Source organism: Sporosarcina sp. NPDC096371 (genome assembly GCF_044762865.1).
In the GTDB taxonomy this organism is placed as follows: Bacteria; Bacillota; Bacilli; order Bacillales_A; family Planococcaceae; genus Sporosarcina.
On sequence record NZ_JBIWFE010000003.1, the window covers coordinates 62,362 to 88,238 of the forward strand.

Consider the following 25,877-nt stretch of genomic DNA (forward strand, 5'->3'; position numbering starts at 1 on the left):
ACGATGCAGGACGCAAAATACACAAAATGGAGGGCCTGTCTGATGCAGAAACATCCTGATTTTGAGTTTGAATTAGAGCGCCTTGATTACACCAAAAGCTATATGCAGCAATTATTAGAAGAATCGCGACGTGACGTAAAATCCTCTCAAGACGAAATCCGTAAATCGATGGCGGACTTGGAGTATTTAGACTCCAGTTTAAGCTACATCAATATTTTAACAAATGCCCGTTTTTTTGAAATGGCTCGTTCCCAAAAGGAAGGTCTCGAAGCGATTCAAATGAAACCTTATTTTGCTCGGATTCATTTCCAAAAAGAAGATGAGGGCGCAGAGTTGCTCTATATCGGCAAGACTTCTTTATTTCACCGGGAGACGCAAGAACCGATCATTGTCGATTGGCGTTCACCCGTTGCCAATGTGTATTATGACGGCAGACTCGGTGATTTGACCTACCAAGTGCGAGATGAAGAGTTTGAAGGGCATCTCTACTCGAAGCGGCAGTACCGAATTGAAGAGGGCGAGCTGCTGGATATTCGCGATATTGACCTGACAACGAATGATGAATTACTCCAAGAGGCGCTTGCAGGTAAAGCGGACACTCGTTTAACGGAAATCGTATCGACCATTCAAGCGGAACAAAATGCGATTATTCGTGCGAATTTGAAGCAACCCATTATCGTACAAGGGGCGGCGGGAAGTGGTAAGACAACGATCGCCTTGCACCGTATTTCATATTTTTTATATACGATGGGTGAACATTTCCCGGCTAATAAATTGATGATTTTAGCACCTAGTAAATTGTTTATGGACTATATTGCAGACGTACTACCCGAGTTAGGTGTGGGGCAGATCTGTCAGACGACCTATGCCGAGTATGTTTTGAATGCGACAGGATTGAAGTTGAAGCTAACAGACCCGGATGCGAAGTTGGCACAGTTAGCGCAATCGGCAACGTTGGATGCGGACAAGCTTTTTGTGACGCGGGTAAAAGGAACGCTTGACTATCGAGCAATCATGCATCGTTACGCTACAAAATTGGAGCGGGGCATGGCGGAGCTATTTGAAGATGTCTTTATTGAAAAGTATCGAATTGTGAAAGCTTCACAATTAAAGAAGCTCTTTCTTCAGGAGTTTGCTTATATGCCTGTTGAAAAAAGACTCGAGCGAATCAAGATTATTTTGCAAAGTGATGTCAAGCGCAAGCATAAAAAGTTACTGGCAACTTTAACGACGAAGTACGAAGAGGCGCTTGATAAAGCACTCTATGGTATCCGTGATGATGAGCGAAGAAAAGCGAAGCTAACGAGAATTTTAGATGAGCGGGATGATAGGCTACCAGCCATTGAAAAGGAAGGGAAGTCGACAGTATCCGCTTATATGCGCAGGTTTAAAAAGTTCAACATCAAGAAGCTGTATCGCGAATGGCTGACGAACGAGGAGTTGCAAACAGAGCTCGCCGGTCAATGGTCTGAGAAGGAGAAAAATGCTTTTTCTGTAGCGCATCGGAAGGAAACATGGGAAATCGAGGATTTAGCAGCTATCTATTATTTACACGCAAAGCTAAAGGGGATTGAAGATAAATGGAAAATGAGGGTTGTTTTCATTGATGAAGTACAAGATTATAGTGAATTTCAGCTTGCTGCTTTAAAAGATGGGCTTGAGACCGATATGTTTACGATGGTTGGTGATTTGGCGCAGGGGATTCACAGTTATCGGGCGTTAACGTCATGGGAGCCAGTCAAAGAACTATTTCCAAGAGCGACCTATACGACACTTCAAAAAAGTTACCGAACGACCATTGAAATTATGGATTTAGCGAATCAGGTACTTGCCCAAATGGATGAGGATCTGCCACTTGTGGAACCAGTCGTTCGCCATGGGCGGGAGCCAGATTTTTACGAAATGCCAGCGTTTGAGGAGGACAAAATCGCTCAGATTTATCATGAAATCATTCACCGTGGCCATAAATCGGTCGCACTGATCTGTAAAACAACAGTCGAAGCGGAAAGTATTCATATGAGGCTAAGAGATTTCGACTTGCCTGTGCAATTATTAGGCGAACAGTCAGATATGAGTGGGGCGTGTCTACTAATCGTTCCAAGCCATCTAGCAAAAGGGCTGGAATTCGATGCAGTCATTGTTGTGGCGTTTGACGAGCCATTCCGAGACCATCCGATTGACCGGAAGTTGTTGTATGTTGCGATGACAAGACCAATGCATGAATTACATATGGTTGGTGTAAATGTGTAATGCGGGGGGAGAGGAATTCGATGTTATCCTATAAGACCTATTGGGGAATGCCTGACCAGGATGTTATAGATGGAATTTTGAAGGTGCATAACAGTGTTTTTGAAGAATCCGCTACATTAGCCGATAAAATGAAATCAAGACCAAAACTCCTGATAAACGTAGCCTTCGATCAATCAACCGTTGTAGGCTATAAAATTGGATATGAGCTTGATGCACACAAGTATTATAGTTGGTACGGAGCGGTGAATGAAGCTTACAGAGGGCAGGGAATTGCATCCGAGCTAATGAAACAGCAGCATTATATAGTAGGGAAAGCTGGCTATACACTTATTCAAACAAAGACTAGGAATAAGTGGCGTAGCATGCTGATTCTTAATATAAAAAACGGCTTCGATGTGATGGAAGTGTTTACAGATGATGCTGGCATTCATAGAATCGTATTGGAGAAAAATATTGCTGCGGGACCTGATACTGATTAAATGGAAAGGGGTGTTAGGTTGGAGAAGCTAGTTATTCAGAAGGCGGTCGTCGAGGATGCAGCAGTCATCCACTCCATTCAAGTTGAAGCGTTTAAGCCTTTGTTAGAGAAGTATCAAGACTTTGAAACAAGCCCAGCAAACGAAACGATAGAGCGGACAATCACTCGCTTACAACAAAAACAAACCGACTATTATGTAATGATTTACGACAAGATTACGGTTGGTGCGATACGAATCGTGAGGAAAGACAATCGACGTTATCGGGTTTCTCCAATTTTCCTTCTCCCTGAATACCAGGGAAAAGGAATTGCATCGGCAACCATGCAAATAGTTGAGCGTTTTTATGAAGACGCTATCGTTTGGGAACTAGATACGATCTTTGAAGAACAAAAATTATGTAGGTTATACGAAAAGCTAGGGTATAGTAAGACGGGTAAAATCACAAAAATCAATGAGCGAATGACCATTGTATTTTATGAAAAGGAACTAGTGTGGATTTAAAATAAAGTCGCGAAACTTTACCTCTTTGGATTTTTATCTAAAGGGGTGTTTCGTGTATAAGGACTTACTTTATGAAGTAGTTGAGTGTAAACTGAATTTATAGAAATAATAGAAATTAAATATGGGAGTTTGTAGGGAAATGTGCTTAAACTAAAAAGGCGGGTGGTTAGTTGAAGAGTGTTGTTTAACTTGTGTTCAACAATCGGGCCATATTGTTAGTTTGACTTGAATAACTAAGAAAGCTCAGAAGGGGCGATGAAATGAAGTCTACGAAAAGCGATTTTGCATTTACTCTTTTGGTAGTCATATTTTTTATATTGTATTTTAAAATCCTTGCGTTAGCGTGGAATCTGTTGATATTTGTAAATGCTATAACTGACGTTATCAATTTTATTATAGTGATCTTTGTGGTGATTCCCGCAGCTTATAATTCTGCAAAACTCTTTTTAAAAGTAGTGAAAAAGGAAATCATTGTTTATCTAATAGTTGGTATATTTGCGGCAGGATTTTTGTTTTCAAAGTATAACGAGTATAGAGAAAAGAACTTAGGAGATTTATATGCTTATCATGAATCTAGCTTTGAATCTTTAGAGTTTGAATATATTGGACATGACCCATGGAGCGCAAATGAAAAACAACCGATGGAAGAGTTAATGGAGTTTTTGAGCCAATATCAAGTTAAAAAGATGAAAGATTCGGAGTGGGATTCCAATCTCTCTGGAGAAAAAGGATTCTGGGCGTACACTCGTTATGGTAAAGATAGACTTGAAATGGTTTCAATTTTTGGGGATCGCCTTATATTTGCTAGCGACGGGTATTATAAGGTTATAAATGGACCAGTCGATATGAATTGGATTGAAAGTTTTAATAAGGAATATAGTCAATAAAATGTGGGGTAAAAGGTTCTTTTAGCAGCAATTCAGATGAGCTAAAGCAACATGAGTAGCCCCTATGAAAGAACTTAATCACCTTCATATTTTTGCGCTTCATGGATGGCTAACGGTTGCGTTTCTACAACAAGTGGAGACGCTTTTTTACTTAACGGAGTAGGATAGTTGAATAAGACTTGTAACACCTATAAGAGAAGAAACGTCTTATTACAAAAGGGGTGAAGTGCAGCGATGAAAAAGATAAATATTATATTTTGTTTATTTATTTCGTTCTTAATTGCTGGTTGTCAAAACTCAGAAAACTCAACAATTAAAAATCTGGAACAAAATAACATTCCGGATTACACACCTGGATCTGAAGATATTATAGGTATGAATGGTGAAATTGAAAATATCGAGAGATTTAAGGAATTCCTGAATAATGTTGAAAAAGGGAAGAATGATAATATACGAGTAGTTATATATACAGTAGAAGGTGACCCAATGCTTCATGAACTTGAATATGATGGTGAAGTTATAAAATCAACAACAGACACACGAAGAGATAAATTTGGTGAAGGAAGCATTATTAATACTACTTGTACCTCAATTGAGGTGGTCGAAACTACCGAAAGAACTGATTATATTCTTGAAGGCTGCGAAAATGGTTTAGATAATACCGTTTTAGTTACTGGAAAATAGTAGGGAAATATTTCTTCATTAATAGATATTTTAATGTAAATGTGAATACATTTACTTAAACTAACGGGGGCTTTACTGAAAGATCATGTAGCTGCTTAGGTAGTTCTTCTTACTTGTTGAACTAACGAGGCAGCATTCCTGTTTGAAGAGTGTTGTTTAACTGGTGTTCAGCAATCGGGCCATATTGTCGTACAAATATTGCTGGAATAGGACCATTTAACAGAAGTTGCAAAGGGGAAGGGGAAATTTAATTTAGAATCAACAAACAGCACTTTTAACTTTGAAGATATATTAATCAGGCTATTTTCACTTGGTTTTACAATACTAATTATTGCTTAGCATGTGTCGTTGATCCGCACTAACAAAATGATTTTTTCAGAGTTATTCAGGGTTAATGGGATATTTGACATTCTTTACATTTTCGCCAATACAAATTATAATATCCTTTGTAAAGGCAATTTCAATGAGTATACTAATCCAATATAAGAGGTGAACTTTGTGAGTGTGGTAGTTTCTAAATAAGTAAACATTATAGGAAATAAGGAAGTTTTAACAACAGGGGATTTAAGTTCGTTTCAGCCCCCTTATTTTGTTGTGGACTTATTTCCGCTTATGAAGATACCTACCAAACTTTACAAACAAGTGCATCACTTCATGATTAGAACTATCGTTATTGATGGTTTTATTTATGTATTTTACTTTTGCATTGTAAATGTAAGCTGCGGTGGATACCGCAGCTTTTTTATATTTATATCCAACTCATTGAAATTGTGTCGTTAGGTTTCTTCATTGCTGATCTATTAATCACATGGAGGAGAATGAAAACATGAATGAAAATACTTTTGAAAAATTACAGTACAACGAGCTAAAAGAGATCGTAAAATCTTATTGCGTTAGCGGAATAGGCAAACAACTATTCGATAAATTAATTCCAAGTTCTAACTTAAAAGTAGTCAAACATCGATTAACCGAAACATCTGAAGCACGTGCGATTCTGGATGCAGGAGGAAACGTGCCTCTCATGGGTGTTTCAAACATTGAATATACAATCGATAAATTGGAGAAAAGCATAATTTTAGCCCCATCAGAGCTTGTAAGTATTTCCGATTTTTTAAGAGGTTGCCGAAAAATAAAAGTTTTCATGTCTGGTAAAGAATTTTTTGCCCCGACATTAGCATCCTATGCCAATTCCATGACAGAATTCATGGAGGTAGAAGAGGAAATTAACTTTTCTATAAAAAATAATAAGATTGACTCGGGCGCCAGTAAAGAACTCAAACGTGTTCGTCAACATATCCAAACAACTGAACAAAAAATAAAGGAACGATTAAACAAATTTCTAAACAATAGCATAAATAGAAATTATATTCAGGAATTCATAATTAGTATCAAGAATGATCGCTATACAGTGCCAATAAAATCCTCATACAAAAATCAAGTACAGGGAACTATAATTGAACTATCATCTAAAGGTTCGACAGTCTTTATGGAACCTAGTGTAGTGGAAAAGTTAAGTGTTGAATTAGCAACATTAAAATCTGAAGAGGCGATGTTGGAATATCAAATACTAGCTACTTTAACAGGGCTAGTGACTGAAAATCTGCAAGCCATTCATATTAATATTGAACTTATATCCCAGTACGATATGATTTTTGCTAAAGCTAAATATAGCAAACATGTGGATGGAATTGAGCCAAATATAAACGATTATGGGAACATAAAATTAATAAATTGCAAGCATCCATTACTATCGGGTCATGTTATACCGCTTCAGTTTCAGATTGGGAGCAGTTATCGTAGCTTAATCATAACCGGGCCTAATGCTGGTGGAAAAACAATCGTGCTGAAGACAATTGGTCTTGTTACTTTGGCCGCTATGTCTGGGTTCCATATTACAGCTTCGAAAGAAACCGAAATTGCAGTATTTGAGCGCATGTTTGTAGATATTGGTGACAATCAGAGTTTAGAAAATGCACTTAGTACGTTTTCTTCTCACATGAAGAACTTATCAGAGATACTTCGATCAGTAAACAACAACACTCTGTTACTATTTGATGAAATTGGCAGTGGGACCGAACCAAATGAAGGCGCAGCATTAGCAATCTCTCTTTTAGAAGAGTTTTATCTTAAAGGATGTATGACCGTTGCAACAACGCATTATGGAGAAATAAAGCGTTTTTCCGAAATGCATAATGACTTTATGAACGCTGCCATGCAATTTAATCATGAAACATTAGAACCGTTATTTAAACTTCTCATCGGGCAGTCTGGGGACAGTAATGCATTATGGATTTCCAGAAAAATGAATGTACCGGAAAGTGTTCTAAAAAGAGCAGAAGACTATATGGAAAATAAAGAGTATCGCTTGGAACGATTAAATGAAAGCAAAATCCGAAAACCCAAAGTTATTGTTGAAAAAGCTGAGAACATTATCGACTATCAAAAAGGAGATCGTGTTAAATTACTTGACCACAACGACATTGGAATCGTGTACAAAGAAAAAGACAAATATTTTAACGTTACTGTGTTTTATCAAAATCATTTTATTGAGGTAAACGCAAAACGATTGGGTCTTGAGTTAAAAGCTGTAGAGTTATATCCAGAAGGCTATGACTTAGACGCTATATTCATTGATAGTAAAACTCGAAAATTGAATCATGATATTGAACGAGGCTCAAAAAAAGCACTCCGGAAAATTCATAAAGAAATTCGAGAAAATAACTAAATGGAAAAGGTACATCAACTGTTTGTGTAGAAATATTATAGCAATATGTATAAAGATATAAATATTGTAAAAAGGGTTGGCGTTTCAACTCTTTTTACATTTTTACTCCAAATAGAATGTGAAGAAAACAGTGAAAAGCTTAGCTTTATAGAGAATGAAGTTTTTTAAAATAAAAAAGAGGCACTTTTTGTTCGGAAATGAACAGAAGGTGTCTCTTTTCTACTTTTATATGTAAGCGTTAAAAAGGCGCTTACGCATATAGCAGAAAAGCAATACGAAGCTAGATAAGAAATATAGCCTCCGGTACTCGTTGTAGATGAACTACACCTTCTCGATCGAGAAATGCTTGAGGAAGTTCGTTTTCTTTTGAATTTTAAGATGGATGCACAAAGCCCGATGGCACTTGTTCTTGTTGGGAAAATCGAACTTTGTGATAGGCTGAGATTGCATTCTTTCATTGCGATTCGGCAACGGATTGACCTTCAGAGTAGACTCGTCTATCTGGACCGAATGGAGATAATAGGATGATGGTTGCCGTCAATTGAGGGTCATTAAGTCGTGACAGTAATACTAGGGGGGACTAAACAGTTAGAAATTGGTACATGCAAGTTTCATGGACAGCAAAGTAGGAAATCTTGTTTTTTATATTATGTTTGTTAAGTTTTTGTAATAAATCCAATTTAAGTATTGCAAACTAATTAGACTCGCCATAAAGTTGATAAAAAGGAGGTATGAATTTTGAATGGATAAAGACAAGTTATCAGGTTCTATATTATTTTCCTTTAGTTCCTGACGTATAAAATCAAAGTATCTTAAATTTTAAAATAGCAAAAGGAGCATTCGGGGTGTAGGGATCTTTGTAATCGAAGGGGCATAATCGGTATGATGCGATTGGGCTTATGGAGTCTGAAAAGGAAATCACTTGTTGGACAAGCGCACTATTGAAAAATTCATACTGGTAATACAGGTAGTTTATATTATTAGAATAACAGGAGGAATACTAGATGATAAAACGATCACTACTAACTCTGCTAGCATTGGTATTGTGTTTTGGACCTTATTCGACTGTGACAATGGCGAAAGACAATGGAGGTGGCTTGACCAACAATAACTCTCTACCCTTCGAAGGAAACACCGAAATGATTGACTTACCAACCCCAGTACTGCAAGTGAACTTCGATGATGAAACAGTTACCGATAGTAGCCCTAACAATATAGCGGCCGAAGTGGTGGGGACGACTGAATATGTGGATGGGGTCAACGGTGGGAAGGCCATTTACTTCAAGAACCCTTTGGATGGAAACAAAGTAGCTGAGCAATATGTTAATTTCGGTCAACCAGACGCTTTGAAATTTGGTACCGGAAGCTTTACAACCGTCTTTTGGTATAAGACGGCCTCTGATAGTAAACCAGAGAGTTCGGTTATTAGCAACAAGGATTGGTATACCGGTAATAATCCAGGATTCAACATTGGCAATATGGCACAAGGGTTGAATCTTAACTTTAACGCTTTAGGACATTCTGGCCGAGCGGAGACGGATCGATTTTCCTCTTCCAAAGACAACCAATGGCATCATATTGCAGCAGTAGTAGATCGTGAGGTTGACAAGATGATTCTTTATATTGATGGGAAACCTGCCAAAGGCGGCGCAGGATTTCAATCAAATAGCTCCACTGTTGATATTAGCAAACATACTGGTAGCATAGATGTGGCAGATTTTGTACTGGGAGCCGATGGTGTAAATCATAAATACGGGCTGAATAAAGCTGCGGTTGACCAGTTAGCGGTGTATAAAGCAGCACTTACCCCAGATCAAATTGGGCAAATTATCAATAGAGAGAGTGGGAACATCTTTATAGAGCAAGAAATCACCGACCTACGCGTGAAAGTAGAAAGCCTTATCATAGGCAACCGCTATGAGAAGACTGCTGTAGAGGAACTAATCGCTAAGCTGATTAGGCTAGAAGAGATGGTTGCCAATCTACCTGTTGAAGAAGCTAACGGGATTTTAAATACACTTAAGGAAGAATACCAAAACCTTATGAAAGGAAACGGCAAGGAGAAATTCAGTTTCCATTTGGTTTCCGACACACATGTAGGGTCAGGTTCAGCAGCAGCGAACTTTTCTGCGGCTCTTACTGATATGAAAAATATTAATCCCAATGCAGCAGCGCTTGTGACTGCAGGCGATAATACGCAGGATGGAAAGCCCAGTGAGAAAATGGATTTTTATAATTCGATAAAGGACAAAAAGCCTTTTAAGGATAATAATGCGTTGATTGCGTTGGGGAACCACGATGTTCGGGGGCCATCCGGGGCTCTTATCGTAGATCCCGTGACTGGGGAGACTGTTCGAAATGTATGGCAGTCTGTTCCAGACGAGAATAATACCTACTGGAATACTGCGTACAAACTTTATATGGAAAATAACGCAGTCTATATGCCGGAGGATACAACTACCACGTATTTTGACCGATGGATAGAAGGTTATCACTTCATAATTTTGAATCCAGAAAACTCGGCAAAGGATACTGCATGGATGACACAGGATCAGCTGGACTGGCTAGATGAAAAACTATCGGAAAACGAGGATCCGACTAAACCGATCTTTGTTATTGGCCACCAGAGTTTAAATGATACCCATAGGCAAAGTAATGTGAACAATGGATTTGGTCCCCAGGACGGGGCGGTAAAGGAAATTTTAGAAAAACATCCGCAAACGGTGTTTATCTCGGGTCATGCCCACAATGGGTTTGGCGTAGTAGAGGCGATGCAACGGTCTTATGGCGTCTTGGTAGACCTCCCTTCCTTTAGTCAAGTTTGGAATGGAGATAAGGCGAATGGAAACGGCTACGAGGTCTATGTGTATGAAGACGAAATCTACTTCAGCGCGAGAAACTTCGTGACGCAACAATGGTTGCCTGAACATGATATCAGCATCAAACTTCCAGGGTTACCCGTAACTTATCAGAAGGCGGATCAATTGGTGGAGGAAAACATCAAGGATTCAAACTTGTGGGAACTACTTCAAAACGCTAAAAAAGAAGCGAAAATATTACTGAATAAGGAATATGATTGGGATGAATTAGTGAATAACACGCCTGGCCCGAAACTGTACGGTGCGGATACTCAATTGGAGATTAAAGCGGCTCAGATTGCCCTTCAAAAGGCGATAGATTCGGCTCTATCCACGCTAGACAAAACAGCGTCAGATATGAAAATGCTTATTGAACGTTTTAAAGAAGCAGGAGAATTTGAGAACGATAGCGCCGCCCATACTTTACTAATGCATTTGACCGCTGTGGAGCAATACGAGAAAAACGAATCTGCCGATAAGGTTGTCAAGCATATGAACAGCTTTAAAATATTACTGGACTATCAAAAACAAAAAGGGTTGATATCTGAGAAGGCTTATAAAGTTCTTAAAGCGGATGCAGATTATATACTTCAAAAGTGGTAAAAGGAGCATTTTCGGGAACTTGAACAAAAAGGGCACTAACGAACCTTGTTAAGACAGAAATAAAACACCCTATTATGCAGCCAATTGCCGGAATTGTACCGGTGATTGGCTGTTAAGTTTCGTTAGAATTCAGAACTAGTTTTCTAACCTAGGCAATATAAGTCAAGTAAACGAGCATAATTCCTAAGTCAGCAAGGATATGACTGATGATTGGAGCTGTGATGGACTGTAATTTGTATCTTAAATAGCCCCATAAAAGACCTGCTAAAAATACAGGTAAGACAGCGATGAAATTGAATGGGAATGTGAATATGAAAACGAGAGACACTAAGTGATAGAGACTGTAAAAAGCGGACGTGATGACAACCGTTTTGGTGATACTAGTTTTAGTTTCGAGAAGCTTGTACATAAATTCTCTCCAGTATAGCTCTTCCAAAAAAGGATTGATGAAAATTAGAATTAAGACGAGCCAAACGACATGATTTCCTGTAAAATTCCAATCCATTAATAATTGACGCAGTGCAGCAAGGTCGAATACCGTTTCTTTTAATAAGGTCACGGCACCATAAATAGCTAGTAAAGAAATAAGTCCACTAATCAGGCCGATTCCAATAGATTGGCGACTAAATTGTTTGTGTAGATTCATTTTTGGTTGTGTAGTTCTGATAGAGCTGAAAAGTGGAACGATTAAGAGCCAGCCGTAAAAGAGCGCAAACGTAATGAGGACGCTTTTGAAGATGATTAAACCTAGAAAAATCATAGCTGTCGGTCCTACTAATAGGATTGAAAGTTTTTTCATAGACCCTCCACTTACTTTAATATCTACAATGTTTCTATATACATTGAACTAAAGAATCTTACTAACAACGCTTGGCGCTTAAGGAAGGATTGAACTGCATCCCTCCTTAGTCTTATCACTTCGGCTAGCCCAGTTAGGCGCCTTCGCTGGAGATTGGGTGTAAATCATTTGTTCAACATATATGGAGGTATTTTCCTATTGTTAGTTATAATAGTAGAGGAAGAATGAGACGAAAACAAGCTGAAAACAAGCTGATTGTATAATGCAATCAGCCTGTGTGAACTTGATCGTACGGAAAATGATAGGATTCTTTTCTTTTTTTCAATAGTAAAAAGAATACAGTTAGTGGGCCAATTCGTCCGATAAACATAACGATACATAGCAATACTTTGCCAATATCACTGAAGTCCGCTGTAATGCCCACTGATAATCCAACTGTCCCAAAAGCAGAAAATACTTCAACAGCTAAAGCTAATAGTGGAAGTTTTTCAGTGATTGTCAACAAAAAAAGTGAACCCATCACGACGAAAATACTTAAAGTAGTGATTGCTAATGATCGAATGAGTACATCGATTTTAATCGACTTCCCAAATAGATGAGGCTCCGGTATCCCTCTTATATAATGAATCGTAGCGAAAATAACAACGATAAATGTCGTCAGCTTAATGCCAGAGGCTGTCGATGCACTCCCACCTCCTATGAACATTAAAAACATGGTAAATAGTAAAGAAGAATCCTCCATGTCACCTATCGTAACTGCATTAAATCCAGCGGTTCGCGGTGATACAGCTTGAAAATAAGAAACAAGCAACTTTTTAGCAAATGAAAAATTACCGATAGTATGCGGGTTATGATATTCAAGAATGAGCAACACAAGCGTCGCAACGGCATTGATGAGTAATGTCCCACTAATCATCATCTTCGTATGTAGCGTCCACTTACGAAAAGATTTCTTTGTACATATATCGGTCACAACAACAAATCCAATACCACCAACGATAAATAAGGAAGACAAAATGAAAATTACAACCGGATCACCAGCAAACTGGATAAGGTTATCAGGGAATAGTGAAAAACCAGCATTGTTAAAGGCAGAAATTACATGAAAAATGCTGTAATAGATTCCTTTCCCCCAGCCAAAATCTGCTGACCAGTAGACGGCTAATAGACAAATCGCAAGCCCTTCGGCAATGACTACGAAAAGTAAAATCCGTCTAACAAGCTTCACCATGCCCCCAATGGATTGTTCGTTAAACGATTCTTGGATATATATTCTATTTTGCATGCCTACTTTTCTTCCGAACATCATCAGGATGGCAACAGCAAAAGTCATCAATCCAATACCGCCAAACTGGATCAGTATGAGTAAAACAATTTGACCAAACAATGTCAATGTAGTGCCAATATCGAATACGCTAAGACCGGTTACGGTTGTGGCAGATGTAGCTGTAAAGAGCGCATCCGTCCACGTGATAGGCTGCGTAGTTGCCACCGGTAACTTTAATAATAAAGTCCCTAGGATAATCAACAGAAGAAAGCTTCCCGCAATGACAATAGGTGGAGATAAGTGCCGTCTTGCCGATTTTGTTGAATGCATACGCATCTCCCTATCTTCTGTTATTAGATTAAAATTCCCCTTCTATAAAAAAGTAAACCTATTACATGATGCTGTATTCCCGTAGTGTATATTTCACAAATTAGAATAAGGTAAGTATATTTTGAACACTGTTTTTCCATGCATGCAATCTACATAAACATTTTTCGGGTATTATGGTTAAAATAAGGGAAGTTTGATAGAGGATCTATGTAGCAATATGTTATTGTTGTTTTAAGTACAACAGGTATGATAAAGAACCTTATAATTATGCCAAGTATTCTAGTGATTCAAGGGTCCTTGTAGATCTATAATTCTAAAATGGGGTGTTTCCATGGTATTAATAATGATTGGTGCATTATTTGTTGTCAATGTAATAGTTTGCGGTATTGTGAATCTTCTATTCGGTCAAATAAAGAAAATTGATTGGACGATAGCCCTAGTACTAAGTTTTGTATTATCAATTATTTCAGTAGCCGTTTTGGGAGTATGACCATAATCAACAACTAAAAGAGTTTTCATAAGCATCAAAAACCCCCTCAAGTCTTCCCTGACTTGAGGGGGGTTTGCTGAAATGATTAGTGAATTTGTAGTGATGGTGGTCTGGAATTATTCGTATCTGGTTATTGAAATCACACAAAGGAACATTTATTCGCTATAATGAAATGTATAGAAGGAATTCATTTCATATAGAAAGGAGGTTGAACTTCGTGATTACGCAAAAGCAGATACTGGACATGTGTGGAAACATTTCGTTTAAAAAAGGCAAAGCTTTTCAGCGTTCGGGGAAAGTGACGATTGAACACTATACCGGCATGCATTGTCAAGCGACTGTGACAGGAACGGAAATCTTTCATGTCACAATTGACGATGACGGGGAAGATGGCATTCGGACAGAATGCAGTTGTCCATCGTTGCCTTTCTATCCGCATAAATGCCAGCATGTCGCTGCGGTTATGCTGGCTGTCTCTGAAATTAACGAGCCTTCAAGGGATCATGCGATGACGGAAGGTTTGCTATCCCTTTTCAATGAAAAGCCTATAAGGTCAAGTGGGCATCAGTTTCATTTTGAAGACCGAGAAGTGATGAACCTGCTGTTCACGTGGATGCCTATCGCCGTTAAGGGCGGGCATATGCTGGGCATCGAAATGCAAATCGACTCAGTTCCTGTTCAGCATATCCGAGACTTTTTGAATCAGGTGCATGAAGGAAAACCTACTGCCCTTTCGCCGACTTTAACGTTTGATGCGAACCTCCATTGTTTTCCGCGCGAGGCGGATGCTGTTCTTCAACAGCTCATTCGCATTCATCATGAGGAACAGGTGTACATAGCCGACCAAACCATCAGCCCGCAGACGTTGCTTATCCCACCGACATCATGGGATCGACTCCTGCCGTTGTTGAACAGTGCACCTTTAGTAAGATCGAAATATGGTGGAAAGACTATTTCCGGCATGCCCCTTTCAAATGAGACATTGCCCGTAAAGTTTCGTTTTGACAGGCAGGAAGGTAAGGGACATTATTTGGAAATCGACGGATTGGCCCAAGTTCTTGTGCTTCCGGCTTATCATGCCGTCCTATGCAATGGGCAATTGTTTCAGCTGGACGATGAAGATTGCAAACGTCTCGTTGATCTCAAACAGATGGTCGAAACTTTGGGAGCCCGCCAACTACCGATTTCCAATGAACAAATTGGTTTTTTCCTCGAAAAGGTCGTCCCTGGGTTGCGGAGGATCGGTGAAGTTCAACTGAACGAAACCGTCCTGGACAAACTGGTGAAATCACCACTGCAAGCCATGCTGTACATCGATCGTGTCAATAATCGTCTTCTTGCAAGTGTGGAGTTCCAGTATGAACAGATCGTCATTAATCCGTTAACAGAAGGGGATTTGCCTACGAGTTCAGTGCTGGTTCGTGACTTGGAGAAAGAAGGAAGTATCCTTGCGTTCATGAAGGAAAGTTCGTTTACCGAATATGATGAAGGCTATTTATTGCACAATGAAGAACTGGAGTATGAATTTCTACAGCATATCCTGCCGAAATTGCAAAAGCTTGTGAAGGTATATGCGACGACAGCGATTAAGAATCGGATTTTCAGAGGGCATGCCCGTCCGCGGATTCGCGTCAAGTCACAGGAAGAGCGAACGAACTGGCTCGAATTTAAATTTGAGCTGGACGGTATACCGGACAAGCAAATACGTGAAGTCCTCGAGGCGTTGGAGGAAAAACGGAAGTACTACCGTTTACGAGACGGAGCCCTTCTTTCATTAGAAACAAAGGAATTTGAAGAAATTCAACGTTTTTTGAATGAAGTACCCGTGGGGCTGGACGAACTGGAAAAGGGCTTATCCGTTCCAATAGCACGTGGAATGCGCTTTCTCGCGGGTGCCAATGAGGATGGTATGTTCTCCGTAGAAGCATCGGCGCGCCAGTACTTTGAACACCTCCTTAACCCTAGTAGTACAGGAATTGAAGTGCCGAAGCATTTGGCAACGGTTCTACGTGATTATCAAAAACAGGGGTACCAGTGGATGAAAACGCTCGCGTCCCATAACTTAGGGGGCGTGCTGGCAGATGATATGGGGCTTGGAAAAACGTTGCAAAGCATTGCGTTCATCTTGTCCGTGCTCCCCGAAATTCGTGCGAAAAAACGGCGGGTGTTAATTGTTTGCCCTTCTTCTTTAACGTATAACTGGCTGAGTGAGTTTAAAAAATTCACACCTGACATTCATGCCGTAGTCATAGACGGGCCTAAAAAGGTGAGGACGAAGCAGCAGAATGAATTGGATGGCATAGATGTGTTGATCACGTCCTATCCGTTGATCCGCCGGGATATTCAATGGTTTGAGAAACAAGACTTCCTGACGATCTTTTTTGACGAGGCGCAAGCATTCAAAAACCCGATTACACAAACAGCACGAGCCGTGAAGAAATTGCGGGCGGACAATCGATTCGCGCTGACGGGAACCCCTGTTGAAAATTCGGAGGAAGAATTGTGGTCCATCTTTCACGTCGTATTTCCTGAGTTATTTATGGGGTTGCGTGAATATAGTGAGCTTACGCCAAAAGCGATAGCCCGCCGCATTCGACCATTTTTGCTGCGGCGGCTGAAAGAAGATGTCCTCGCGGAACTGCCGGAAAAAATCGAGTCAATGGAAACGACGGAGCTTCTTCCTGAACAGAAGGAGCTCTATGCCGCCTATTTAGCAAAGCTGCGTCACGATACGTTAAAGCACTTGGATAAGAATACAATCCAAAAGAATAAAATCAAAATTCTCGCTGGACTGACACGGTTGCGGCAAATCTGTTGCCACCCCGCATTGTTCGTGGACGGCTATCAAGGAAGTTCGGCGAAGTTTGAGCAGCTGAAACAGTTACTTGAAGAATCGAACCTTGCCGGTAGAAGGGTATTAATCTTTTCACAATTCACGAAGATGCTTGGCATTATCGGCAAGGACTTAGCGATAAACGGTACCCCTTTCTTCTATTTAGATGGCCAAACACCTTCAGAAGATCGGTTGAACATATGTAATCGATTTAACGCAGGAGAGCGTGACTTATTTTTGATTTCATTGAAGGCGGGCGGGGCTGGACTCAATTTGACCGGGGCCGACACGGTCATCCTGTACGATCTTTGGTGGAATCCAGCGGTGGAGGAACAAGCCGCGGACCGCGCTCACCGCATTGGTCAACAACGGGTTGTCCATGTCATCAAACTCGTTGCCCGTGGAACGATTGAAGATAAAATGAATGAATTACAGGACAAGAAAAGAGATTTGATCGGGAAAATCATTGATCCGAAAGCTAGCGCAAATACATTAATAACCGAGGATGATATTCGGGAGTTGTTGGAGATATAGAGGAGAACAAGCGGATTGCACAATACAATCCGCTTGTTTCAATCTGTGCGAACTTGCTCGTACGGAAAATGATAGGTTTTTTTTCTTTTTTTTAATAGTAAATAGAATAGGGTTAATGGACCGAGACGTCCGATAAACATGACTATGCACAGTAAACCTTTCCCGTCATCGCTGAGTTCTCCGGTGATGCCCATCGACAATCCGACGGTTCCAAAAGCAGAAAACACTTCAACGGCTAAAGGTAATAATGGGAAATGTTCAAAGGTGTTCAATAGAAATAGTGCGCCAAATGCAACAATCATGCTGACGATTGTGATCGCCAATGAACGAAAGAGGACATCGGTTTTAATAGCCTTGCCAAAAAAACGGGGCTCAGGTATGCCTTTTATATAATGAATCGTCGTAAAAATCACGATGATAAATGTCGTTAGTTTAATGCCAGAAGCTGTCGATGTACTACCGCCTCCGATGAACATTAAAAACATAATAAAGAGTAGGGAGGAATCCTCCATTTCGCCAATCGGAATGGCGTTAAATCCAGCAGTTCGTGACGATACAGCTTGAAAATAAGAATGCAGTAGCTTTTTAGCAATTGGAAATTCACCGATGGTATGCGTGTTGTGGTATTCAAGAGCAAATAATATAAGGGTTGCTAGGCCATTTAATAACAAAGTCCCGCCAACCAACATCTTTGTGTGCAGTGACCACTGACGAAAAGATTTCTTTGAGAATATGTCTGTCACAACAACAAAACCAATGCCACCTACAATTAATAAGGAAGATAAAATGAAGAGCACAACCGGATCTTCGGAAAATCGGATTAAGTTTTCTGGGAAAAGGGAAAAACCTGCATTGTTAAAGGTGGAAATTACGTGAAAAATGCTGTAATAAATCCCTGTACGCCATCCAAAATCAGGTGCCCAGTAGATGGATAAAATACAGATGGTTAATCCCTCAGCGATCAGCACAAAAAGTATAATCTGCTTGACTAATTTCACCATGTCACCCATTGTTTGTTCGTTGAACGTATCTTGCATATGAACACTGTTTTGAAAGCCTACTTTTTTCCCTACGATGATCAGAATAGCTACAGCAAATGTCATTAGCCCAATCTCGCCGACTTGAACAAGTATAAGTAACACGATTTGTCCGAACAATGTGAGTGTAGTTCCGATTTCAAAAACACTAAGACCTGTCACTGTCGTAGCAGAGGTAGCAGTGAAGAGTGCGTTCGTCCATGTGATGGGCTGTGTAGTTGCAAATGGTAATTTAAAAAGTAGAGTACCTAGGATAATCAGTAAAGCAAAAAATCTCGCCATAAAGATTGGTGGAGATAGATGCCGTCTGGATTGTTTTTTTGAGTGCATGCGCATCCCTCAACCGTTGCCAAAAACCTATAAAAATCTATAAGCTTTGTTTGCTTCCCGCTTCATCGTGCCTGCTTTTGCCGTGGCTACTTGCATTTGGTGTGACACTCCACAGGTGTAAATTCGGATACAACGAATCCTACATAGTTGAGTCTTCTTGTGTAGTGAAATTCCTCAACTTTTACTATGCTCGGTTTTCGCTTTGTTGTATACACCGACACCCTCACGATTCTACTCGATGATTACATCACTTTCGCAATGTACGGGATTCACACGGACTATCAATTTTATACCCGATATTTAACAAGACAAACATAAAATTTGGCGAACGGCTTTCACCTCCTTATTCATTCTTAATAGATATTTGTATATATTTATTGAAGTTACTTTGATGTTGTTAGCCTTCATTCAATCTCACTGTGAAAAAGTAAACATGGGTTACTAATAAGTTGAATATCTGGATGTACTAAGCGACCTACCCTCACAGAGGAACTTAGTTTCCTTGCACACTCGGTGATTGGTTAGTGTAGTCCTTATGCTGCCAGAATCTAGTGATCTACTCATGTGTATGACGATTTGTATTGATTTAGAAATGAACATGCCTGGGGCTTTGATTTGATTTTTCGAAAATGAAAGGACGAGAGCATTTCTGAGTAAAACTGGTATGATAAAGATTAGGGAAATAGATAATACGGAGTAAATTAATATTTGAAAGGAGATATTAAGATGAAACAATGGACAAGCGAAGTGGAGATTGATGCGCCGATCGAAAAGGTGTGGGAGTTATTCGATGGGTCATTAGAAAATATGCAAAAAATTATGCCACAAGTTGTTGAAAATAAACCGTTAACAATTACAGATGAAATGGTTGGCAGTGTGTATTTACAAAAATATAAAGAGGGCAAGCGTGTGATGGAATACAATGTAGAAACGTTGGAGTATTTCAATTCCTCAGACGAAAAAAAGATGAAAGTAGGTTTTACTCTTGCAAACATGTTTGACATAACGGCGGGCTATAAACTGGTTAAGATTAATGAGAATAAAACCTTATTTACATATACAACGACGAATCGTCCTTTAAAATGGTTCATAAAATTATTTTTACTATTTGGGAACGACAAGGTTGTTGTTGAATTTGTACAACGAGTAAAAAAGGTCGTTGAGTCAGAAAAATAATAGGCTGTAAATAACAAAGCCATTCCATCAAAGAAGCTTTTTAGATGGAATGGCTTTGCTATGTTTACTTAGTGATACAAATAGATTTTCATCTCGTCACTGTCATCAAGTGTAGCCAGTAAAATATCACGCGCCTCTACGTTAAAGATTAAAAATTTGTTTTCTAGCCAAGCCTGGTCTTTCCCTGATTGATGCAATTCATTGAAATCAATTTTGCCTTCCCGAATAATCGTTCTTGGAAATGCAAATGGTTTTTTGACCAATTGCATGTCCGCCGGGGTCAGTGCTTGGAGTTGGGGCGATAGGAAAAACGATATGGTGCCATCTGGTTCCCATTGTGCAAGGGCTACCATTTGGATGTCTTCAATTTTTTCTTTTCGTAATTCCGACAATACATGATCAATCGTGATTCTTGCTTTTGCTAAGCTCGCATAAATGATCTCCCCATTTTTGATTAGAGGATAAGGGGAAGGTTCAAACCACTTTCTAAGTGTGTTCCATTTTAAATTAATAAACACGAATAGAATGTATAAGACAATTAAAACGGTTGTTGTTATCAAGGATCCTTTCATCCCTAACCTTTCATCAGATAAAGGGTGTGCAAGAATGTTTCCGATGATTAAAGCGATGGCGAAGTCGATTAGTCGCAACTGTGATATAGATCGCGCTCCCATCATTTTAGTTGCGATAAGCAGGAAGAAAAATGAAATGATTGCTCGCAAAATCCATTGGATTGACGTAAGTGTTTCTTGTCCATAAAAAAAGTCCATCTATTTTCACATCCCCAATTATCGTTGGATATCTGCATTTAGTATTTCCGATTAGCCGATAATTATGTTAGATAAAAAATGTCTCATTATGTATGGTATCTCGTACATTCGAGAAGTACTATGAAGGAAGAGAAGGTCCTGGTAAATTGTACATCTAGGATTTTAAGTAATCGGAAGTTATCGACGATAGTGGGAAAGAAGTGTGAATGATGATTCGTACGATGGGAATTACAGAGGACGATGAATTGATTTTTGATTTCTCATTGGATGAAATAACGGGCCGTTCATGGCACTGGTACTGGGTGGATTTCGATCAGCCAGATACCCACGAAGAAACATTTTTACATTCATTTTTTAATTTTCATCCGCTTGCGATTGAAGATTGTTTGCATCGCTTGCAGCGGCCGAAGCTGGATTACTATGATGACTATACTTTCTTTGTCCTGCATTCCCTCTGCCACGACGATTTGACAGCAGATGAATTGAATATGTTCCTTGGTGATAATTTTGTGGTGACATTCCACTACAATGCAGTAGAGGAATTGGAGTTTGCACGTCAAGATATTAAACAGAATCCGAAAAAGTGGAAACGGGGTCATCTATTTAAAGCCTATCAAATCATTGATAAACTGGTCGATCATTATTTCCCAATCCTTTATAAAATCGAAGATCATTTGAATGAAATTGAGGACCAATTGTCCCCAACGACCGTGCATTTGTCGATGGATTATGTATTCGAAGTCCGTAGTGATTTACTACGTTTACGTCGAACCATCTATCCAATGCGGGAACTCTTATATAGGATGCTCTATTCAAGGCGGTTAGACCTAACTGACCATGAGCTCGCTTATTTCACAGATATTCACGACCACTTGCTGCGATTGGGTGAAATGATTGAAGCAAATCGAGAATTGACCTCTGATATAAGGGATAGCCAATTATCTATCAATTCGAATCGGATGAACAGTATTATGATGACGCTGACAATCATTTCATCTATCTTTATCCCGTTGACGTTCATAGCAGGTGTGTACGGGATGAACTTCGATTATATGCCTGAACTGCACTGGCGCTATGGGTATGGAATTATCCTTGGTGTTATGTTCATAATTGGGGTGGCCATGATGATGTTGTTTAAATTCAAAGGATGGTTACGGATATTTAAGTCCTAATCATCCTTTGTGCCTGACACGTTTTAGTCCAGTTCAAACGTCTCGATTACTTCATACTTCGGCGTTTTATCGGGATGTACCGCAAAAAATGAAAAGGACTGGACGGCAACTTCGATCGGCTGAATGGATTCCTTTTGAATGACAAGGGCATCTGTCGACTTACGCTTTTTGGCGATAGTGACATGTGGGACGAAACGTTCTGACATAGGCCTTCTGAGTTGGTTGCCAATCGTCTGGTCAATCTCCTTTTGTAGTTCAGCTAACGCTATAGATTCCTTAACCGATAAATAGACGACGCGTGGTCCAGAAGAAGTTCCGAAATACGATAGACCATCTACATATATTGAAAATGCCGGATGACGCGCGGCGATTTCGACAAGTTCTTTTTTGAGTACAGGTAAAAGGTTTTCTGGTATAGTACCTAAATAGAGCAATGTCACATGTAAATCCTCAATATGTGGAATCACTTTATAGGCTGTTTCTAGTTGGTATTTCTTTTTAAAACTCTCGACTTGTTCTTCGAAAGTCGATGGAATCCGTATACCGATAAAATAATGTTGTTGCATGTAAAATTCCTCCTTTACAACTTCTATTGTGAACTGAATACGCTACATTCAGTCGGGTAGCACACAAATAGGATTGTAAATATTTTTTTTAGGATAGGATAGCATATTGTTCGATGTGTTGGTATAATCAATATTATCAGAAAAATGAATTCCGCAAATCGCTATGAGGAAGGAATATCATGAAGCCATCTACTTGGGCTTATCTTGATATTCCTTTTTAAGTAACAATTGATCGGAATAAAAAAAGGAATAGGGAGATGCAAACATCATGGCTAAACACACAATCGAAATCACATTAAGCGAAAACAAAAAACAAAAACCGTCATCCGATCAATTGGAATTTGGAAGAGTATTTACAGATCATATGTTTATTGCGGATTATTGTGAAGGGCAAGGATGGACGAGGCATCGAATTGTTCCATATGCACCGATCGCGTTAGATCCTGCCGCTACGATATTCCACTATGGTCAAACCGTATTTGAAGGAATGAAGGCCTATATCGGTCAAGATGGCAAGGTCCTCCTGTTCCGTCCTGAGGAAAATATGCGCCGTATGAATCAGTCAAGTGATCGCTTATGTATGCCTCAATTTACTGAACAAAGTGCAATTGATGCGTTAAAGGAACTCTTGACAATCGATAAAGAATGGATTCCAACAGCTGAGGGCACATCCTTATACATACGACCATTCATGGTCGCAACAGAGCCGTATCTAGGGGTTGCACCTTCGAAGAAATATCAGTTCATCATTATTCTGTCCCCGGTCGGGTCGTACTACAAAGAAGGCATCCATCCCGTTAAAATTTTGGTTGAGAATGAATACGTACGGGCTGTAGCAGGCGGAACCGGGATGGCGAAAACAGCAGGTAACTACGCATCCGGCTTAAGAGCCCAAGAAATCGCTGACGGAAAAGGCTATTCACAAGTGCTGTGGTTGGACGGCGTAGAACGAAAATATATTGAAGAAGTCGGTAGCATGAACGTTTTCTTTAAAATTAACGGTGAAGTCGTTACGCCTGCTTTGAATGGCAGTATTTTAGAGGGAATTACGAGGAAATCCATCATCCAATTATTAAATCATTGGGATATCCCAGTGATTGAGCGTAAAATTTCCATTGAAGAAATCTATGCGGCGCATCAAGCGGGGACGTTGGAAGAGGCTTTCGGAACGGGAACAGCAGCCGTTATTTCTCCGATTGGCGAACTCAATTGGCGTGATGAAAAAATCATCATTAATAACGGTGAAATTGGTGGTTTATCTGAAAAGCTATATGAAGAGTTTACGGCTATTCAGTATGGAAAAATTGCAGATCCATTTGGTTGGGTTGTAGAGGTTGCTGACACCATCAAAGCATAATGCACGAATATTTATATCAGGTGCAAGAAGGATAGCCCTTGAGCTATCCTTTTTTGTGTGCGCTTGTGCCGGTTTTCAAAAGGCTTGCATATAGTAATGATGCATCTATGTTAGGCAAAGGAAAGGGGATTGCGTGGACAAATCATTGGAAAATGAAAGGCAGATTGTCGCCGGAAACAGCAAGGATCGGCAGTTGGAACAGTACCGTGTAAATAACTTTGGAAAGAAAATGACGACCAACCAAGCGTTGAAAGTCTCCAATGATGAAGAGTCATTAAAAGCGGGGGTCCGTGGTCCAACATTAATGGAGGATTTTCATTTTCGGGAAAAAGTAACCCATTTTGACCATGAACGAATTCCAGAGCGGGTTGTCCACGCAAGAGGTTATGCGGCGCACGGGGAATTCGAATTGTATGAATCAATGAAGGAATTCACGACCGCGGGGTTTTTACAGGAACCTGGAACCATTACGCCGGTATTTACTAGATTTTCGAATGTGGTAGGAAGTTCCGGTTCGTCAGACACTGTACGGGATGTCAAAGGTTTTGCGGTGAAGTTTTATACGGAGCAAGGGAATTATGATCTCGTTGGCAATAACATTCCGGTGTTTTTCATCCAAGATGGGTTGAAGTTTCCGGATCTCATTCATGCCATTAAACCGGAACCGAATAATGAAATTCCACAAGCTTCTTCTGCGCATGATACGTTTTGGGATTTCGTTGCCAACAACCAAGAATCGGCAAATATGGTGATGTGGCAAATGTCCGACCGAGCCATCGCAAAGAACTTTCGTATGATGCAAGGCTTCGGTGTACACACGTTTCGATTCGTCAATGCACAAGGGGTATCTAGATTTGTGAAGTTTCACTGGAAACCCTTACTAGGCGTCCATTCTTTAGTTTGGGATGAAGCACAAAAAATTTCGGGGAAAGACCCTGATTACCAGCGCCGAGATCTATGGGAGTCGATCGAACATGGCAACTTTCCAGAGTATGAACTAGGCGTGCAAATGATCAATGAAGCAGATGAATTCATGTTTGATTTTGATATTCTTGACCCGACGAAGCTTTGGCCTGAAGAGATTGTTCCCGTTAAGATATTTGGCAAGATGACGTTAAATCGCAATGTAGATAATGTTTTTGCGGAAACGGAGCAAGTAGCATTTCATCCGGGAAATGTCGTGCCAGGTATTGATTTTACGAATGATCCATTGTTACAAGGTAGATTATTTTCTTATTTAGATACCCAGCTCATCCGACTCGGCGGTCCAAATTTCACAGAAATACCAATCAATCGGCCTGTTTGTCCATTCCATAATAATCAGCGCAACGGGTATAGTCGGCAGACGATCAATGTTGGAAAGATTAGCTATCATAAAAATTCCCTTGCAGATAATACACCCTCTACTTCAACTGCACAAGAGGGCGGCTTTGTACATTACCCGGAAAAAGTAGAGGGCCGTGTCATTCAAGCACGTAGCGATTCGTTTAAGGATTTCTTTTCGCAGGCAAGGCTTTTCTGGAACAGTATGTCATCCTGGGAAAAGCAGCATATCATTGATGCGTTCACCTTTGAGGTAGGCAAAGTAAATAGCCGTAGCGTGCGACAACAAGTGGTGGATATGTTTGCGCATGTTGATAAGCAGATGGCAACGCTCATTGCGGAAGGTGTTGGAGTGAATCCACCGACAGCAGTTGTACAATCGCCTGTCACCGCATCATCACCAGCACTCAGTCAAGCGAATACGGTATGGTTTCCGCAAACATTGAAGGTTGGCGTGTTAATAGGCAATGACTTTAACGGCGCAGAAGTGAAGGCGGCCGTAAGAACGTTCAGAAACTATGGCATCACGGTTGACATTGTCGGCGAAAAGTTAGGAGCTGTACGCGGTACAGATGGGTTAAAAGTAATGGCCAATGAAACATTCTTGACGACAGATCCCGTGTTGTTTGATGCATTGTACGTCGTTGGGGGTACAGCAGCAAATCAAGCGAAGTTCAATTATAATATCGAGTATTTTATCGACGAGGCGTTCAAGCATTTTAAGCCCATTGGTTTTGCTACAACGGGGCTGGCGTTTTTTGAAGCCTCAAATGCCAAAGTGGGGCCAGGGATTGTTTTCGCAACCGATAATCCGGACTTCGATCAAGAGTTTGTCAAAGCAATCGCACAGCAACGATTTTGGAATAGGCAGATTTATTGAGGGGTATATTTTTGGCGTATCCGGTT

The 25,877-nt window shown here is 40.1% G+C and carries 17 protein-coding genes and 1 pseudogene; 13 read left to right on the top strand and 5 right to left on the bottom strand.

Going from position 1 to position 25,877, the window contains the following annotated elements; genetic code table 11:
* Positions 1-39 precede the first annotated feature (39 nt).
* From helD to ACIQ0H_RS09125, 8 genes and pseudogenes are all read left to right on the top strand, one after another.
* Positions 40-2,250 carry an RNA polymerase recycling motor HelD gene (helD, locus tag ACIQ0H_RS09090; protein WP_403414463.1) on the top strand — a complete coding sequence of 737 codons (2,211 nt, stop codon included), beginning with the start codon at positions 40-42 and terminating at the stop codon, positions 2,248-2,250.
* Between the two features lie 20 nt (positions 2,251-2,270).
* Positions 2,271-2,729: a GNAT family N-acetyltransferase gene (locus ACIQ0H_RS09095; protein ID WP_403413567.1), complete on the top strand. Its 459-nt coding sequence runs from the start codon at positions 2,271-2,273 to the stop codon at positions 2,727-2,729.
* Between the two features lie 18 nt (positions 2,730-2,747).
* Complete coding sequence (locus ACIQ0H_RS09100) at positions 2,748-3,230, top strand: GNAT family N-acetyltransferase (protein WP_403413569.1); 483 nt, start codon at positions 2,748-2,750, stop codon at positions 3,228-3,230.
* Between the two features lie 260 nt (positions 3,231-3,490).
* Complete coding sequence (locus ACIQ0H_RS09105; protein ID WP_403413571.1) at positions 3,491-4,117, top strand: hypothetical protein; 627 nt, start codon at positions 3,491-3,493, stop codon at positions 4,115-4,117.
* Positions 4,118-4,351: 234 nt separating this feature from the next.
* The gene (locus ACIQ0H_RS09110; protein WP_403413573.1) at positions 4,352-4,801 is read left to right on the top strand and encodes a DUF4362 domain-containing protein; all 450 of its coding nucleotides are present in this window, start codon (positions 4,352-4,354) and stop codon (positions 4,799-4,801) included.
* Positions 4,802-5,627: 826 nt separating this feature from the next.
* A complete protein-coding gene (locus ACIQ0H_RS09115; RefSeq protein WP_403413575.1) occupies positions 5,628-7,526 on the top strand; it encodes an endonuclease MutS2 in 1,899 nt (632 codons plus the stop codon).
* 312 nt (positions 7,527-7,838) lie between these two features.
* Positions 7,839-8,054, top strand: a pseudogene (locus ACIQ0H_RS09120) (AAA family ATPase); the annotation flags it as partial.
* A gap of 476 nt (positions 8,055-8,530) precedes the next feature.
* Entirely contained in the window at positions 8,531-10,987 is a 2,457-nt protein-coding gene (locus ACIQ0H_RS09125; protein WP_403413577.1) for an FIMAH domain-containing protein, read from the top strand.
* A 148-nt stretch (positions 10,988-11,135) separates the two neighbouring features.
* Here ACIQ0H_RS09125 and ACIQ0H_RS09130 read toward each other — a convergent pair whose 3' ends face one another.
* Entirely contained in the window at positions 11,136-11,786 is a 651-nt protein-coding gene (locus ACIQ0H_RS09130) for a CPBP family intramembrane glutamic endopeptidase (RefSeq protein ID WP_403413578.1), read from the bottom strand.
* Between the two features lie 268 nt (positions 11,787-12,054).
* A complete protein-coding gene (locus ACIQ0H_RS09135) occupies positions 12,055-13,383 on the bottom strand; it encodes a TrkH family potassium uptake protein (RefSeq protein WP_403413580.1) in 1,329 nt (442 codons plus the stop codon).
* Between the two features lie 698 nt (positions 13,384-14,081).
* Here ACIQ0H_RS09135 and ACIQ0H_RS09140 point away from each other — a divergent pair.
* On the top strand, positions 14,082-17,240 hold the full coding sequence (locus ACIQ0H_RS09140) for a DEAD/DEAH box helicase (RefSeq protein ID WP_403413582.1): 3,159 nt from the start codon (positions 14,082-14,084) through the stop codon (positions 17,238-17,240).
* A gap of 38 nt (positions 17,241-17,278) precedes the next feature.
* Here ACIQ0H_RS09140 and ACIQ0H_RS09145 read toward each other — a convergent pair whose 3' ends face one another.
* Positions 17,279-18,559, bottom strand: a complete 1,281-nt coding sequence (locus tag ACIQ0H_RS09145; protein ID WP_403413583.1) for a TrkH family potassium uptake protein — start codon at positions 18,557-18,559, stop codon at positions 17,279-17,281.
* A 774-nt stretch (positions 18,560-19,333) separates the two neighbouring features.
* Here ACIQ0H_RS09145 and ACIQ0H_RS09150 point away from each other — a divergent pair.
* Positions 19,334-19,783, top strand: coding sequence for an SRPBCC family protein (locus tag ACIQ0H_RS09150; protein WP_403413585.1), 450 nt, complete (start codon positions 19,334-19,336; stop codon positions 19,781-19,783).
* 68 nt (positions 19,784-19,851) lie between these two features.
* Here ACIQ0H_RS09150 and ACIQ0H_RS09155 read toward each other — a convergent pair whose 3' ends face one another.
* Positions 19,852-20,553: a DUF421 domain-containing protein gene (locus tag ACIQ0H_RS09155; protein ID WP_403413587.1), complete on the bottom strand. Its 702-nt coding sequence runs from the start codon at positions 20,551-20,553 to the stop codon at positions 19,852-19,854.
* A 209-nt stretch (positions 20,554-20,762) separates the two neighbouring features.
* Between ACIQ0H_RS09155 and corA the strand changes: the two genes are divergently transcribed.
* Positions 20,763-21,725, top strand: coding sequence for a magnesium/cobalt transporter CorA (corA, locus tag ACIQ0H_RS09160; protein ID WP_403413589.1), 963 nt, complete (start codon positions 20,763-20,765; stop codon positions 21,723-21,725).
* A gap of 23 nt (positions 21,726-21,748) precedes the next feature.
* Here corA and thpR read toward each other — a convergent pair whose 3' ends face one another.
* Positions 21,749-22,291: an RNA 2',3'-cyclic phosphodiesterase gene (gene thpR, locus ACIQ0H_RS09165; RefSeq protein ID WP_403413591.1), complete on the bottom strand. Its 543-nt coding sequence runs from the start codon at positions 22,289-22,291 to the stop codon at positions 21,749-21,751.
* A gap of 268 nt (positions 22,292-22,559) precedes the next feature.
* On the opposite strand from thpR, the gene ACIQ0H_RS09170 reads away from it, so the two are divergent.
* Positions 22,560-23,648: a branched-chain amino acid aminotransferase gene (locus tag ACIQ0H_RS09170; protein WP_403413593.1), complete on the top strand. Its 1,089-nt coding sequence runs from the start codon at positions 22,560-22,562 to the stop codon at positions 23,646-23,648.
* A 145-nt stretch (positions 23,649-23,793) separates the two neighbouring features.
* Positions 23,794-25,851 carry a catalase gene (locus ACIQ0H_RS09175; RefSeq protein ID WP_403414466.1) on the top strand — a complete coding sequence of 686 codons (2,058 nt, stop codon included), beginning with the start codon at positions 23,794-23,796 and terminating at the stop codon, positions 25,849-25,851.
* Positions 25,852-25,877 lie beyond the last annotated feature (26 nt).

Coding starts and splice junctions, on each gene's coding strand:
- ACIQ0H_RS09145 (WP_403413583.1), bottom strand. CDS start 18,559: ATGGCGAGATTTTTTGCTTTACTGATTATCCTAGGTACTCTACTTTTT.
- corA (WP_403413589.1), top strand. CDS start 20,763: ATGATTCGTACGATGGGAATTACAGAGGACGATGAATTGATTTTTGAT.
- ACIQ0H_RS09125 (WP_403413577.1), top strand. CDS start 8,531: ATGATAAAACGATCACTACTAACTCTGCTAGCATTGGTATTGTGTTTT.
- ACIQ0H_RS09150 (WP_403413585.1), top strand. CDS start 19,334: ATGAAACAATGGACAAGCGAAGTGGAGATTGATGCGCCGATCGAAAAG.
- ACIQ0H_RS09130 (WP_403413578.1), bottom strand. CDS start 11,786: ATGAAAAAACTTTCAATCCTATTAGTAGGACCGACAGCTATGATTTTT.
- thpR (WP_403413591.1), bottom strand. CDS start 22,291: ATGCAACAACATTATTTTATCGGTATACGGATTCCATCGACTTTCGAA.
- ACIQ0H_RS09105 (WP_403413571.1), top strand. CDS start 3,491: ATGAAGTCTACGAAAAGCGATTTTGCATTTACTCTTTTGGTAGTCATA.
- ACIQ0H_RS09135 (WP_403413580.1), bottom strand. CDS start 13,383: ATGCATTCAACAAAATCGGCAAGACGGCACTTATCTCCACCTATTGTC.
- ACIQ0H_RS09095 (WP_403413567.1), top strand. CDS start 2,271: ATGTTATCCTATAAGACCTATTGGGGAATGCCTGACCAGGATGTTATA.
- ACIQ0H_RS09115 (WP_403413575.1), top strand. CDS start 5,628: ATGAATGAAAATACTTTTGAAAAATTACAGTACAACGAGCTAAAAGAG.
- ACIQ0H_RS09170 (WP_403413593.1), top strand. CDS start 22,560: ATGGCTAAACACACAATCGAAATCACATTAAGCGAAAACAAAAAACAA.
- ACIQ0H_RS09155 (WP_403413587.1), bottom strand. CDS start 20,553: ATGGACTTTTTTTATGGACAAGAAACACTTACGTCAATCCAATGGATT.
- ACIQ0H_RS09110 (WP_403413573.1), top strand. CDS start 4,352: ATGAAAAAGATAAATATTATATTTTGTTTATTTATTTCGTTCTTAATT.